Source organism: Brachybacterium tyrofermentans, from assembly GCF_014897585.1.
Classification (GTDB): Bacteria; Actinomycetota; Actinomycetes; order Actinomycetales; family Dermabacteraceae; genus Brachybacterium; species Brachybacterium tyrofermentans.
In genome coordinates, this window is sequence record NZ_JABUXW010000003.1 from 131,972 (window position 1) to 145,996 (window position 14,025).

The 14,025-nt window shown below is 69.6% G+C and carries 10 protein-coding genes; 1 reads left to right on the forward strand and 9 read right to left on the reverse strand.

Annotated features, from left to right (window positions below):
* Positions 1 to 253: 253 nt before the first annotated feature.
* On the reverse strand, positions 254 to 1,708 hold the full coding sequence (locus INT49_RS03090; RefSeq protein ID WP_404801942.1) for an MFS transporter: 1,455 nt from the start codon (positions 1,706 to 1,708) through the stop codon (positions 254 to 256).
* A gap of 123 nt (positions 1,709 to 1,831) precedes the next feature.
* On the opposite strand from INT49_RS03090, the gene INT49_RS03095 reads away from it, so the two are divergent.
* Positions 1,832 to 3,394, forward strand: a complete 1,563-nt coding sequence (locus INT49_RS03095) for a flotillin family protein (RefSeq protein WP_193116253.1) — start codon at positions 1,832 to 1,834, stop codon at positions 3,392 to 3,394.
* 159 nt (positions 3,395 to 3,553) lie between these two features.
* Here the strand turns inward: INT49_RS03095 and INT49_RS03100 are convergent, their stop codons facing one another.
* The 8 genes from INT49_RS03100 to INT49_RS03135 form a co-directional block, all read right to left on the reverse strand.
* Complete coding sequence (locus INT49_RS03100) at positions 3,554 to 4,492, reverse strand: epimerase (protein WP_193116254.1); 939 nt, start codon at positions 4,490 to 4,492, stop codon at positions 3,554 to 3,556.
* Positions 4,493 to 4,497: 5 nt separating this feature from the next.
* Positions 4,498 to 5,784: an acyl-CoA dehydrogenase family protein gene (locus tag INT49_RS03105; protein WP_193116255.1), complete on the reverse strand. Its 1,287-nt coding sequence runs from the start codon at positions 5,782 to 5,784 to the stop codon at positions 4,498 to 4,500.
* Between the two features lie 22 nt (positions 5,785 to 5,806).
* Positions 5,807 to 6,685, reverse strand: coding sequence for an endonuclease/exonuclease/phosphatase family protein (locus INT49_RS03110; RefSeq protein WP_193116256.1), 879 nt, complete (start codon positions 6,683 to 6,685; stop codon positions 5,807 to 5,809).
* 97 nt (positions 6,686 to 6,782) lie between these two features.
* Complete coding sequence (gene dnaE, locus INT49_RS03115; RefSeq protein WP_193116257.1) at positions 6,783 to 10,337, reverse strand: DNA polymerase III subunit alpha; 3,555 nt, start codon at positions 10,335 to 10,337, stop codon at positions 6,783 to 6,785.
* Positions 10,338 to 10,739: 402 nt separating this feature from the next.
* Positions 10,740 to 11,471 carry a hypothetical protein gene (locus INT49_RS03120; RefSeq protein ID WP_193116258.1) on the reverse strand — a complete coding sequence of 244 codons (732 nt, stop codon included), beginning with the start codon at positions 11,469 to 11,471 and terminating at the stop codon, positions 10,740 to 10,742.
* 123 nt (positions 11,472 to 11,594) lie between these two features.
* Positions 11,595 to 12,518 (reverse strand): RluA family pseudouridine synthase, encoded by a 924-nt coding sequence (locus INT49_RS03125; protein ID WP_193116259.1) that lies wholly within the window; start codon positions 12,516 to 12,518, stop codon positions 11,595 to 11,597.
* Positions 12,515 to 13,216 (reverse strand): signal peptidase II, encoded by a 702-nt coding sequence (gene lspA / locus INT49_RS03130; protein WP_319021492.1) that lies wholly within the window; start codon positions 13,214 to 13,216, stop codon positions 12,515 to 12,517. The genes INT49_RS03125 and lspA overlap by 4 nt, the downstream gene beginning before the upstream one ends.
* On the reverse strand, positions 13,213 to 13,929 hold the full coding sequence (locus INT49_RS03135; protein ID WP_193116260.1) for a DivIVA domain-containing protein: 717 nt from the start codon (positions 13,927 to 13,929) through the stop codon (positions 13,213 to 13,215). Before INT49_RS03135 ends, lspA begins: the two co-directional genes overlap by 4 nt.
* Positions 13,930 to 14,025: the final 96 nt, after the last annotated feature.

Below are 14,025 nucleotides of genomic sequence, written 5' to 3' on the forward strand. Positions count from 1 at the left end.
CCGCATGTCCTGCGCGGGCCGATGCTGAGGGGAGCTGGCGATATCGCCACCTCAGCGCATAGACAGCCCCTGCAGAACCTCGACGGGCGGGCACGCCCACCGCGAGGAACGACGACGGCGCCCCCGGAGCAGGTCCGGGGGCGCCGTCGTTGTTCCGAGCTGGCCACACTCGTCCAACGTGCTGAGGACGACGGTCCGGCCGGAGGCTAGGTTCCAGTCCGGCCACGCTCCTCAGCTCAGCCGATCTCGCGGCTCAGGCCAGGTAGTCGACCTCGCGGGTCTCCTTGCCGAGCAGCAGGGCCACGATCGTGATGATCGCCGCGAGAGTCAGGTAGCCGCCCACGAGCCACAGCGGGCCGTCCAGCAGCTGCCACAGCGCGATCATCGCGTAGGGCGCGGGGGCCGCGCCGATCACGGAGGCCATGTTGTAGCTGACGGCGCTGCCGGTGTAGCGCACGTCCGAGGAGAACATCTCCGGCAGGAACGCCGCCATCGGGCCGAAGGTCAGGCCCATGAGTGTGAAGCCGAGGATCAGGGTCGCCATCACCCCGACCGTTCCGGCCTGCACCATCGGCTCGATGAGGAGCCCGAAGACTCCGATCGCGGCGGTGACGGTCAGCAGCAGCTTGCGGCGGCCGAGTCGATCTGCGAGCGGACCGGAGACCAGGGTGAAGATGCCGAAGAACACGACGCCGATGATCAGCATGGTGAGGAACTGCGGGCGGTCGTACCCGAGTCCGGGAGCGAAGCCCGCGGCGTCGAAGGGCTTGCCGGCGGCCTCGGCGGCGGCGCGGGCGGTCCCCTCGTCGGCCTCGGTGGTCCCGACCACCATGAGGAAGGCGGTCATCAGGTAGAAGAGGACATAGGTCGCGACCATGGCGACCGTAGCGAGGATCAGCGGCTTCCAGGCGGTGCGGAACACGCGCGCGATCGGGATGGCGGCCACTCGCTCCTCGTCGATGACCTTCTGGAAGGCCGGGCTCTCCATGAGCTTCAGGCGCACCCAGAGGCCCACGATCACCAGGATCGAGGACAGCAGGAACGGCAGGCGCCAGCCCCAGGACATGAACTGCGCGTCGGTGAGCTGCAGGCTGAGGACCACGAACAGCAGGTTGGACAGGATGAACCCGATGGGGGCGCCGAGCTGCGGGAAGGTTCCGTAGAGCGCGCGCTTGCCGGGCGGGGCGTTCTCGGTGGCCAGCAGCGCCGCCCCGGACCATTCGCCGCCCAGGCCGATGCCCTGGCAGAACCGCAGCAGCACCAGGATCGCCGGGGCGAGGACCGTGAACCCCGGGGTCGAGGCAGTGGGAAGCACCCCGATGAGGAAGGTCGCGATGCCCATCACCAGCAGGCTCGCGACCAGGGTGGTCTTGCGGCCCACGCGGTCCCCGAAGTGGCCGAAGACCAGGGAGCCCAACGGGCGGGCCACGAAGGCGACGCCGAAGATCGCGAAAGAGCTCAAGAGCTGGTTCGCCGGGGTCTGCGTGGGGAAGAACAGAGCGGGGAACACCAGCGAGGCGGCGGTCGCGTAGGCGTAGAAGTCGAAGAATTCGATCGTCGTGCCGACCATCGAGGCGGTGATGACGCGGCCGCGGGTGTTCGCGGGGGCGGCTTCGGGTGCCGAGGTGGAAGGGGACGGGGACGGGGCGGTACTCACGGCGATCGACTGTAGACCCGAAATCCCGCCATGCGGACGACTCTGACACATCGTGAGACGACGGTCGGCAGGCCGTCAGGTCACGAGACGGCCCCGGTCCTGGAGCACAGCCCCGCCCCTGCCCTTTCGATGAAAGGATGATGGAGGCATGCCTGAAAAACTCGAGGGGAACCCATGGAAGCACTGATACCACTCATCGGTGGCGCGGTCGTCATCATCGTCGTCATCCTGATCCTGCTGCTCATCCTGATGCGCAGCTACCGGATCGCGGCGCCCAACGAGGCGCTCATCATCACCGGTCGCAACGCGAAGGCCAGCCCGACCGGCGACATCGACCTCGAGTCCGGCAGCGCCCGGGTGATCATCGGTGGTCGGGCGATCGTGCGTCCGATCGTCGACCGTGCCTTCGTGCTGAGCCTGAGCTCGCGCCAGATCCCGGTCGAGGTCGAGGGCTACTCGATGAACGGCATCTTCCTGCGCCTGCGCGGCGTCGCGCAGGTCAAGGTCGGGGGCAACATCGAGGACGTCCGCAAGGCCTCGCAGCGCTTCCTCGATCAGCAGCAGCAGATCGACCATTACACCCAGGAGATCCTCTCGGGCACGCTCCGCGCCGTGGTGGGCACGCTGAGCGTCGAGCAGATCATCCGTGACCGCGCCTCCTTCGCCAACCAGGTCCAGGCCGAGGCCGAGCATTCGATGAACAACCAGGGTCTGGTCATCGACACCTTCCAGATCTCCTCGATCGAGGACGACGGCTCGTACCTGCGCGACTGGGGGCGGCCCGAGGCCGCCCTGGTCGCCAAGCGCGCCGCGATCGCCGAGTCCGACGCGAATCGTGAGTCGACCCAGGCCACGAACCTCAACCTCCAGCAGGAGGCCGAGTCGAAGCAGTCCTTCGACATCCGCAACGCCGAGATCAAGGAGCAGACCGACGCCCGTCAGGCCGTCGCCGATGCCTCCGGTCCGCTGGCGCGCGCCGCGCAGCAGCAGAAGATCATCGAGCAGGAGGAGCTCATCGCGGTCCGCAACAACGACCTGCGGGAGAAGCAGCTGATCGCCGAGGTCCACAAGCCGGCCGAGGCGAAGCGCTACGCCGAGCAGCAGGATGCGGACTCCAAGAAGTACGCGCACATCGCCGAGTCGGAGGCCCAGCTGCAGGACGAGCGCAACCGCGCCGAGTCCCGCAAGGTCACCGCGGACGCCGAGGCCCACGCCATCGAGGCACGGGGTCGTGCGGAGGCCGAGATCGAGCTGCAGCGCCGCTCGAAGGACGCCGAGGCTGTGCGCCTCGAGGGTCAGGCCGAGGCTGATGCCCTGCGTGCCAAGGGTGACGCCGAAGGTGCATCGATCCGCGCCAAGGGTGACGCCGAGGCGGAGACCACGCGTGCTCGCGCCGAGGCGTACAAGCAGTTCAACGACGCCGCCGTGCTCAACCAGGTGCTCGAGGTGCTGCCTGCGGTCGCCAACGAGCTCGCCGCGCCGTACTCGAACATCTCCAACCTGTCGGTGTTCTCCACCGATGGTGAGTCCAAGATCGGGCAGAACATCTCGCTCGGTCTCGCTCAGGTGCTCGACATGGTCAAGTCCACCACCGGTGTGGACTTCCAGGACACGCTCCAGCGTGCCGCCGATGGCGGCCGCGAGGTGCGTGAGCAGGCCGACCAGGCCGAGCAGACGTCCGGCTTCGGCGATCTCGCCGACGCCGAGGACGACTCCGCTCCCGCCGACGAGGCCTGATCGCCTCGACGTCCCGCGGAACGCCCCGGTCCCTCCTCGCGGAGGGCCCGGGGCGTTCTTCCTTCGCGGCAGCGGATCGGCTCGGCGAGACGAGACAGAGCGGGCTGGGCGCCGCAGAGCGCCCGGGATCCTCGAGCGGCAGCTGCGCAAGGCCGCAGTTCAGCGAGAAGGACGCGGTGGCAGCAGATCCCGGACTGCCCCTTCGAGATGAGGGTGCTCGAACCGGAATCCGGTCCGGTCGAGCACGCTCGACGTGGCGTGACGCCCCGTGAGCCCCAGAGCAGGGTCCGTGCGCAGCAGCAGCGCGCCCAGCCGGAGCACGGGGGCGGGAGTGGGCAGACCGATCCGCTGGCCGACCGCCCGGCGCAGGATGCGCATCAGCTCGGCGTTGCGCACCGGATGGGGCGCCGAGGCGACCACCACCCCTGCTGGCAGCTCGGGCCCCTCGAGTCCGAGAGCCGTCAGGACGATCCGCACCCAATCCCGGACGTGGATCCAGGAGACCCATTGGCGACCGGTGCCCACGGGTCCGCCGAGGCCGAGCTCGGCCAGGAGCAGCAGGCGGTCCAGCGCCGGGGTGTTCGCCTCCAGCACGACGCCGGTGCGCAGGATGGCCGTGTGGTCGCTGTGCGCTCCGTCCAGGGCCCGCTCCCACTGCTCGGCGACCCCGGTCATCTGAGGCAGGCCGATGGGGATCGGACTGCTCTCGTCCAGTCTCTCCTCGCCCGCGTCGGACCAGATCGCCGTGGTCGAGGCCTGCACCCAGCGTCGCAGGGGCCGATCCAGATCGCGGCTCGCCGTCACCAGCGCTCTCGTCGCCTCGACCCGGGATCGGGTGAGATCCGCGATGGTCGCCGGGGTGGGCCGGGCATCGACGAGCCGCCCGGCGAGGTTGACGATTGCGACCTCTCCGCCGGCGAGCTCGGCGGTCCAGCCGCCCGCAGTGCGGGCATCCCACCGGACGTCGCGAACCATGCCGCGCTCCCGTTCCGGGCGCGGGGATCGGGTGAGGACCACGACCTCGTGCCCGGCAGCGGTGAGAGCTTCGCTCAGGGCTCGCCCGAGGGTGCCGGAGCCGCCGGCGATGATGACCTTCACTGCGCTCAGCGATCCTGAGGGGCGTCGGCCGTGCCGGTCGCACCGGTCGTGTCCGTCGTACCCATCGTGGTTGTCGCACCGATCGAACCAGTCGCACCGATCTCACCGAGCAGCGCCCTCGCGTAGGTGGCGTGCACGGATTCGTCGTCGCTGGGGTGGTACATGCCCGCGCGCACATCCCTCGAGAGCCGCTCGAGCTCGCTGCGCCGGAAGAACTGGGAGCCGCCGCTGGCGCGCAGCACCTGGTCGACGGCGCTGATCGCGGCCTCGGTGGAGCGGGCCTTCACGCCGGAGAAGTGCAGGAACCACCGTGCTCCGTGATCGGTGATCCCGGGTCCGGTCTCCCCCGTTCCCAGGGCGTCGAGGTCGGCCATCACCTTCTCGATCTGCAGCACCGAGCCGTCGATGCCGATCGCGGCGTCGGCGAGGCGCCGGCGGATGTCGGGGTCGTCGGCGTGGACCAGGTCCCGGGTGACGTTGCGGCGCGTCGCGGCGATCTGCGCCCCGACGGCGACGGCGCGTTCCGCGATGCCGGTGTAGACCGAGGCGATCAGCAGTTCGAAGGCGCCGAAGATGCCCATCACGAAGGGGTCGGGGTTGGGGCCGACGGGGGTGTCGGTCAGGATCCGGTCGGGCTCGATCCGGGCCCCGTGCAGGCGGGTGGTGCGGGACTGGGAGGCGCGCATGCCATGCGTATCCCAGTCGTCCAGCGTCTCGACGTCCTCGGTCCGCTCGAGCACGCCGAAGACGAGCCGGGGATCCGTGAGGCTGGCGCTGGCGACCCGGCCGTGGACGACCATGCGATCCCAGACGGGAGCGAGGGAGGTGAAGATCTTGGTGCCGGTGAGCCGGTATCCACCGTCCTCCTCCGTCTCGGCGCTGGTCCCGGAGTCGAAGAGCATCGCGTCGTTGCCGGCCTCGGAGATGCCGAAGGCGAACAGGCGATCGGCAGCGGCGTCCTCGAGGATCGTGCGCACGGGGCCGACGCCGAGGCGATGGGCATGCAGGGCTGCGCCGGTGACCACGAGGTGCATGTTCATCGACAGGGCGGTCGCCGGCGCGGCCTGCGCGAGGCGTCGCTGGATCCTGCTGGCCTCCAGCAGGCTCGCGCCGAGCCCGCCCAGCTCCCAGGGCACCAGCAGGCGCAGGAAGCCGGCCTCGCGCAGATCGGCGAGGTCCTCGCGCGGGAAGGTGTTCTCGCGGTCGTGGACCACCGCGCGCTCCCGGAAGGTGTCCAGGAGGTCGTCGGGGAGGATCGTCGCCGGGTCCGTGGCAGGTTCTGGAGCGCTCATGTCCCCACGATAGTGGTGCCGCTCAGCGTGCGGTCGGGACCCGTTCGAAGGCCGCCACCAGGGGGCGGTGATCCGAGGCGCGGCTGGGTCCGACCTCGAGCGCCGTCGCCTCGAGGCCGCCGCGCGCCCAGATCGAGTCGATGCGGCGCAGGGGCAGGCGGGAGGGGAAGGTCGCCCGCCCCGGGAACCTCCCCAGCGGCCGCGCCGCCGCGAGCATCGAGGCCAGCGGCGAGCGCGGCGGGTCCGGGGAGAGGTCGGTGGCGGCCTCCCGCCACCCGCTCGCCGACAGGGGTGCGAGCTCCGGGGCCCCGGGGTCGGCGTTGAAGTCCCCGAGCAGCACGGCGGGACCCTCCAGGGCTGCGGCGTGCTCGAGGATCCTCAGCACCTGCGCGGTGCGGTGCCGAGGGTCCTCGTGGTCGAGGTGCGTGACCAGCACGTCGATGGGCTCCTGGCCAGCTGGGTGCACCGTGGTGCTCAGCAGACCGCGGGGTTCGTGGAGCGCGCCGAGGGCCGGATGGCCGGGCAGCGGATGCATCGCGTGCGCGACGATCTCGTGCCGGGTCAGCAGCGCGAGACCGTACTGCTGCCGCTCTCCCCCATGAGTAGAGGTCACGTCGGCCCCAGTCCGGCCGGTGACAGCGCGATCGCCGCTGGCCCTGTCGGCGCCGGCACGGTCGATCGCCGCCCCGAAGCACATCTGCAGGCCCAGCAGCTCCGCCAGGCGGGCCGCCTGGTCCTCGAAGTCCGATCGGGGACCGTAGCCGACGTCGACCTCCTGCAGGCCGATCACGTCGGCCCGCAGGGCGGCGATCGCCGCAGCGGTGCGACCCAGGTCCAGACGGTCCTTGCCGTCGGCCCCGTGGTGGATGTTGTAGGTCCCGACCCGCAGCGCGCCTGTCATCTCACTCCTGTCGTGTCACTCGCGTCGTGTCAGGCCCGTCGTGGCGCTGTCGCCCGTCGTGGCGCTGTCGCACGTCGCGGCGTTCTCACCCGCCGAGTCACTGCAGGCAGCTGGGTCCCAGCAGCGTCTTCAGCGAGGCGTACAGCGCGGCCGACGGGTTCACGGAGAGCCGCTTGTCGAGCTGCATGAGCGTGGTGCGGCCGGGCTCCTGCAGGCGCAGGCGCACCTCGCTGGAGCCGGGGTTGTCCTCGAGCACCCCGCGCAGCTGCTGGGCCACCTTCGTCGTGGCGCGCATCGCGGGCAGAGCGATGGTGACGGGACCGTCGGGCCCGCCCCCGGTCTCCGGGATCGTCATCTCCATGACGCGCAGCTCCGGCATGCCCTTGGAGGTGTCCACGCGGCCCTTCATCGAGACGATGAGGTCCTCCGCGAGCTCGGTGGCGACGGTCTGATAGGTCGAGGGGAACATGAGGCAGTCGATCGACCCCTCGAGGTCCTCGACCGTGGCGATCGCCCACATGTCGCCCTTCTTGGTGGTCTTGCGCTGCAGGGTGGTGATCAGCCCGGCGATCGTGACCATGGCACCGTCCTCGACGGCCCCGTCATCCGCGAGGGAGCTGATCGAGGTCGAGGAGTTCTGGGCGATGACGTGCTCGAGGCCGTACAGAGGGTGGTCTGAGACGTACAGGCCCAGCATGTTGCGCTCGAAGGCCAGCTTCTCCTTGCGATCCCACTCGGGCAGGTCGGGGATCACGATGGTCGCCGCGGATCCGGTCGCCACGTCGTCCCCGCCCGCGTCGCCGAAGACGTCGCCGAAGAGGTCGTACTGCCCCTGGGCCTCCTTGCGCTTCACGTCGACCACGGAGTCGACCGCGTCCTCGTGGATGAGCACGAGGGCGCGACGGTTCGCGCCGAGCTCGTCGAAGGCGCCGCCCTTGATGAGCGACTCGATGGTGCGCTTGTTGCAGACGCTCAGCGGCACCTTGTCCAGGAAGTCGGTGAAGGACGTGAACGCGCCCTTCTCCTGACGGGTCTTGATGATCTCCTCGACCACGTTCGCGCCGACGTTCCGGATGGCTGAGAGGCCGAACCGGATGTCCTCCCCCACGGCGGAGAAGTACAGGTCGGACTGGTTGACGTCCGGCGGCAGCACCGTGATGCCGCGGTGCCGGCAGTCGCCGAGGTACAGCCCCAGGCGGTCGCGGTTCTCCTGGGTGGAGGTCAGCAGCGCCGCCATGTACTCGGTGGGATGGTTCGCCTTGAGGTAGCCGGTCCAGTAGGAGACCACCCCGTAGGCGGCGGAGTGCGACTTGTTGAAGGCGTAGTCCGCGAACGGCATCAGCGTCTCCCACAGCGCCGTCACCGCGGCGGTGGAGTACCCGTTGTCCTTCATGCCGGCCTCGAAGGAGGCGAACTGCTTGTCCAGCTCCGCCTTCTTCTTCTTGCCCATCGCGCGGCGGAGGATGTCGGCCTGACCCAGGCTGTAGCCGGCGACCTTCTGCGCCGTCTGCATGACCTGCTCCTGGTAGACCAGCACGCCGTAGGTCTCGCCGAGGATCTCCGAGAGCGGCTCCTCGAGCTCCGGGTGGATCGGCGTGATCTCCTGCAGGCCGTTCTTGCGCAGCGCGTAGTTCGTATGGGAGTTCATGCCCATCGGACCCGGGCGGTACAGCGCCGAGACGGCGGTGATGTCACCGAACTGGTCGGGCTTCATCTGCCGCAGCAGGGTGCGCATCCCGGAGCCGTCCAGCTGGAACACGCCCAGGGTGTCTCCGCGCTGCAGGAGCTCGTAGGTCTTCTCGTCGTCGAAGGGCAGCGTCTCCAGGTCCGGGGGGACCTTCCCGTTGCGCTCCATGTTCGCGACCGCATCGGAGAGCACGGTGAGGTTGCGCAGCCCCAGGAAGTCCATCTTCAGCAGGCCGAGGGTCTCCAGCGTCGGATACTCGAACTGGGTGATGATCTGGCCGTCGGAGGGACGGCGCATCATCGGCACGATGTCGACCAGGGGGTGGCTGGACATGATCACCGCGCAGGCGTGGACACCCCAGCCGCGGGTCAGACCCTCGACGCCCTTCGCGATCTCGACGACCTTCTGGACGTCGGGGTCCTCGTCGTGGATCCGACGGAACTCGCCCGCCTCCGCGTAGCGCTTGTCCTCGGGGTCGAAGATCCCCTTGATCGAGATGTCCTTGCCCATGACGGTGGGCGGGAGCGCCTTGGAGAGGCGGTCGCCCATCGCATACGGGTAGTCGAGCACGCGCGAGGCGTCCTTGAGGGAGTTCTTCGTCTTCATGACGCCGTAGGTGATGACCTGCGCGATGCGGTCGTCGCCGTACTTGCGCTCCACGTACTCGATGACCTCGCCGCGGCGGCGATCATCGAAGTCGACGTCGAAGTCGGGCATGGACACGCGGTCGGGGTTCAGGAACCGCTCGAACAGGAGGCCATGCTCGAGGGGATCGAGATCGGTGATGCGCATGGCGTACGCGACCATCGAGCCGGCGCCGGAGCCACGGCCGGGTCCCACGCGGATGCCCTGCTCCTTGGCCCACTTGATGTAGTCGGAGACCACCAGGAAGTACCCGGGGAAACCCATCTGCAGGATGACGCGGACCTCGTAGTCGGCGCGCGCCTGCACCGTGTCGGGGATGCCCGCGGGGTAGCGGTACTCCAGCCCGCGCTGGATCTCCTTGATGAACCAGGACTCCTCGTCCTCCCCCTCCGGGGTGGGGAAGTTGGGCATGTAGTTGGCGCCGTCGTCCGTGGTGCGGAACTCGACCTCGCTCATCTCGGCGATGCGCAGCGTGTTGTCGCAGGCCTCGGGGAACTCGCGGAAGAGCTCGCGCATCTGCTGGGCGGACTTCAGGAAGTACCCGGAGCCGCCGAACTTGAAGCGATCCGGGTCGTTCAGCCGGGACCCGGAGTTGATGCACAGCAGGACGTCCTGGATCGTCGCATCCTGCTCGGTGACGTAGTGGAGATCGTTGGTGGCCAGCAGCGGCGCGCCGACGGCCTTGGAGACCTCGATCAGGTCCTTGGTCACGCGCTGCTCGATGGACAGTCCGTGGTCCATCAGCTCGATGAAGTAGTGCTCCTTGCCGAACATGTCCTGGAACTCGCCGGCGGCCTTGACCGCCTCGTCGAACTGACCCAGGCGCAGCCTGGTCTGCACCTCGCCGGAGGGGCAGCCGGACGTCGCGACGAGTCCCTCGGAGTACTTGGAGAGGATCTCGCGGTCCATGCGAGGCCACTTGCCCATCTGCCCGTCGAGCGAGGCGGCCGAGCCCAGACGGAACAGGTTGTGCATGCCCTCGGTGGAGCGCGACAGCAGGGTCATGTGGGTGTACGCGCCGCGCGCAGAGACGTCGTCGCCGGCGAGCTGCTGCTCCCGGGTGCCCCACTGCATGCGAGTGCGGTCATGACGGCTGGTCCCCGGCGTCACATACGCCTCGATGCCGATGATCGGCTTGATACCGGCCGCCTTGGCGGTCTTGTAGAACTCATAGGCACCGAACAGGTAGCCGTGGTCCGTGATCGCGACGGCCGATTGGCCTTGGCGGACGGTCTCGTCGACGAGTTTGTCGATCTTCGCGGCCCCGTCCAGGAGCGAATAATCGGTATGGACGTGGAGGTGCACGAAATCGTCGGACATACCCTCCAGACTAGCCAGTCCGGACGGCCGACATGCCATCAGATGGGCGTCGGGGAGGTCACCCCGGCGCGTCCGACGGGTCGGGAATATTCGGGGCCTCGAGGCCGACTCCCCAGAAGCAGCCCTGCGCGTCCCGAACGGGCTCTCCCCCGACGGCCCGCCTGCCCGCCAGCCGCCAGCCGCCAGCCGCCAGCCCGCCAGCCCGCCAGCCCGCCAGCTCCCCAGCCGCCAGCCTGCCGGCTTCCCAGCCCGCCATGCTCAGAAAGGTTCCACTCCGATGGCACCTTTTGCGTCACCGCACGATCGAACTGCCTGCGCACGGAGCACGCGGAGTGGGCACCTGTGCACGGAGCACGCGGAGCGGGCGCCTGCTCCTGAGCAGCGACGTGTGGGAAGCGAGGCTCACGCCCCGTCGCCCTCGGCCTCCTGCTCACGGCGCGTCTCGGCCAACAAGGTGTTCATGTAGTCGTGGACGTCCTCGAAGCTCAGGCTGCGCTCGTCCCGACGCGGCGGGATGCCGCCCACGAAGGCGCCGCCGTGCCAGGACATGGAGTCGTCCGGCAGGCTCGGGTCGTCGTCACGCCACAGGTCGATCGGGATCGCGTGGGCGGCGAGGTCGCGGGCGATCTCGTCGGCCTGGGCCGGGGGTCCGGAGCGCTGCAGCACGGAGACGAGCAGGGACTGCGCGGCCCAGGCGAGGGCGTCGCCACGGCTGTCCTCCCCCGGGTCCACGGACTCCTGGACCAGGGCGATGTAGCTCGCGGCGAGCTCGTCCGCCCCGTCCTCGTAGTGGTCCTTGGCGACCCTCAGCGCAACCTTCGGCACCAGATCGCGGGCCTCCCACAGCACGGCCGCGCCGACCAGGGCCATCCCCACCCCGGTCGGGAAGTCGGGGTCCAGGGCCATCGCGGTGGCGGGCGCCTTCCCGGCCCGACGGGCGTCGTCCGCCTCCAGGAAGTCGTGGACGGTGCGCGCGATCGCGGCGCGAGCACGGTCATCGTCCCGCAGGGCGACCTCGGCCTCAGCCGGGTCGATGCCGAGCCGTCGCGCCACCTTCGTGAAGGGGAAATCTGCTCGGGCCAGGGCCGCATCCCGCGTGGGGCTCAGCGCGGTGGAGGTCTGCTCGTCGGTCATGCCTCGACGCTACCCCGGCTCCGGCCCTCGCCCCGACGCAAGCGCGACCTCGAGCACGGCCACGCTCACGGTCACGACGGACCACGGGCACAGGCACGGGCACGACCGAGCACGTGCACGCGCTCAGGCGCGAAGGGCGTCGAGCGCGTCCTGCAGGTCCTGCGGGTACTGGGAGGTGTACGTGACGGAGCGACCCGTGGCCGGGTGCACGAAGGTCAGCTCCATCGCGTGCAGCCACTGCCGGATCAGCCCCACCTTCTGCGCGAGTCCCGGATCCGAGCCGTACTGCGGATCTCCCACCAGCGGGTGCTTCAGGGCTGCCATGTGCACGCGGATCTGGTGGGTGCGCCCCGTCTCCAGGCGCACCTTCAGCAGCGTCGCGCCGTGCAGGGCTTCGAGAGTCTCGTAGTGGGTGACGGAGTGCTTGCCGTCCTGAAGCACCGCGAACTTGTAGTCGTGGTTCGGGGACCGACCGATCGGCGCCTCGATGGTTCCCGCGGCCTGATCCGGTGTGCCCTGGCAGACGGCGTGGTAGATCTTGCCGACCTCCCGGGCGCGGAAGGCGTCCTTCAACGTGGTGTAGGCGCGCTCGGTGCGGGCCACGACCATCAGGCCGCTGGTTCCGACATCGAGGCGGCTCACGATCCCCTGCCGATCGGGGTCACCGCTGGTGCGGATACCCACGCCGGCCGCGGCCAGATGACCGAGCACGGTGGGCCCGGACCAGCCGGCGCTGGGGTGCGCGGCGACGCCGATGGGCTTGTCGACCACCACGATGTCCTCGTCCTGGTGGACGAGGCTCATGCCGTCGGCGATCTGCGGCCGCACCTGCGCGGCGGGCCGCTCGTCCGGGAGCTCCACATCGACCATCGAGCCGGGCTCGAGCCGGGTGGAGCGCGCCGGGACGCTGCCATCGACCAGGACCTGGCCTGCCATCACGAGGTCAGCGGCGCGGGTGCGGGACAGGCCCAGCATCCGGGAGATGCCGACGTCGACCCGTTCACCGGCCAGCCCGTCGGGGACCATGAGGGTGCGCGAGGAGCTCACCGGGTCTCCTCCGGGTGCTCGACGTCGTCGGCCCGAGCAGCGCCGCCGGCCCCAGCGGTGTCATCGGCCCGAGCAGCGTCGTCGGCCCCAGCGGCGTCGTCGGCCCCAGCAGTGTCGTCGGCCTCGGCGCGGGCGCGCTCCTCGGCCTCCACCTCGGCGGGATCCGCCGGAACTCCGATCACACCAAGCAGCACGACGAGGATCGCCCCTGCGACCACCGCCATGTCGGCCACGTTGAACACGGGCCAGTGGGGCAGCTCGAGGAAGTCGACGACCGCGCCGTGGAAGGGACCGGGAGGGCGCAGCAGGCGATCGTGGATGTTGCCCAGGGCGCCGCCGAGGATCAGGCCCAGGGCGAGCGTATACCAGAGCGAGCGGACCGAGCGGACCGCGAAGACGAGCACGCCGATCACGATCGCGATCTGCAATCCGGTCACCACGGGCGTGATCTCGGAGCCCATGCCCCAGGCCGCACCGGAGTTGTACAGCAGGGTCAGGTGCAGGATCTCGCCGAGGAACGGCTGGGGATCCAGCTCGGGCAGGTTCGCGACGGCCCAGTTCTTGGTGAGCTGGTCGACGACGGCCAGCAGCACGCCCACTGCTGCTATGCCGCCGAGGACCACACCCCGGCTCGGACGGCGACGAGCGCCGGACCCCAGGGGCCCGGCGCTCGTCGACGACTGATCAGCGTGGTTCACAGACCGAAGTTCGCCTGCTTGTCCTGCGTCTCGCTCGTGTCGAGATCGCGGAGCTGGTTCTCGAGGTAGTTGCGCAGACGGTTGCGGTAGTCGCGCTCGAAGGTGCGCAGGCCCTCGATCGTCTTGTCGAGGTCCGCCTTCTTCGTCTCGAGCTCGGCCAGCGTGCTGCGGGACTTCTCCTCGGCCTCGCCGACGATGCGCTTGTGCTCGTCGTTGGCCTCGGTGATGAGGCGATCGCGCTCGTCCTCACCGTTCTTGACGTACTCGTCGTGCAGACGGTTCGCCAGGGCGATGATGCCAGCGGCGTCCGCGCCACCCGCGGCGGCGGGAGCGGCTGCGGCGGCAGCGGAGGACTGCTCGGCGGGGGCATCTGCCACGACGGTGTTCGCCGCCGTCGCGTCGAGATCCGACTCGTCCGTCGACGCGGCCGGGGCCTCGTCGGCCACGACATCGTCCGCCACGACGTCGTCCTCGACCGCAGGGGTCTCGGCAGACTCGGCGGCCACGGGGGCCGGCGCGGACTCGACCTCGGCGAGGCGGTTGTGCGCCTCCTCGAGCTCCTTGGTCAGTCGGTTGTTCTCGTCGATCAGCTCTTGCAGGCGCGGCAGGATGTCGTTATCGAGGTAGTTGTCCACCTCGTCCATGTCATAGCCCTCGGAGAACCGAACCGGCGTGAACCGCTTGGACAGCAGGTCATCGGGCATCAGAGCCATGGGTCACCTTCTCATCAGTCAGGGGTCGTCGTGCGCTTGACGCGCGGTTCCGTCAGCCTAGCGGATAGTGGGAGCCTGCCACGACTGCTGAGGAAA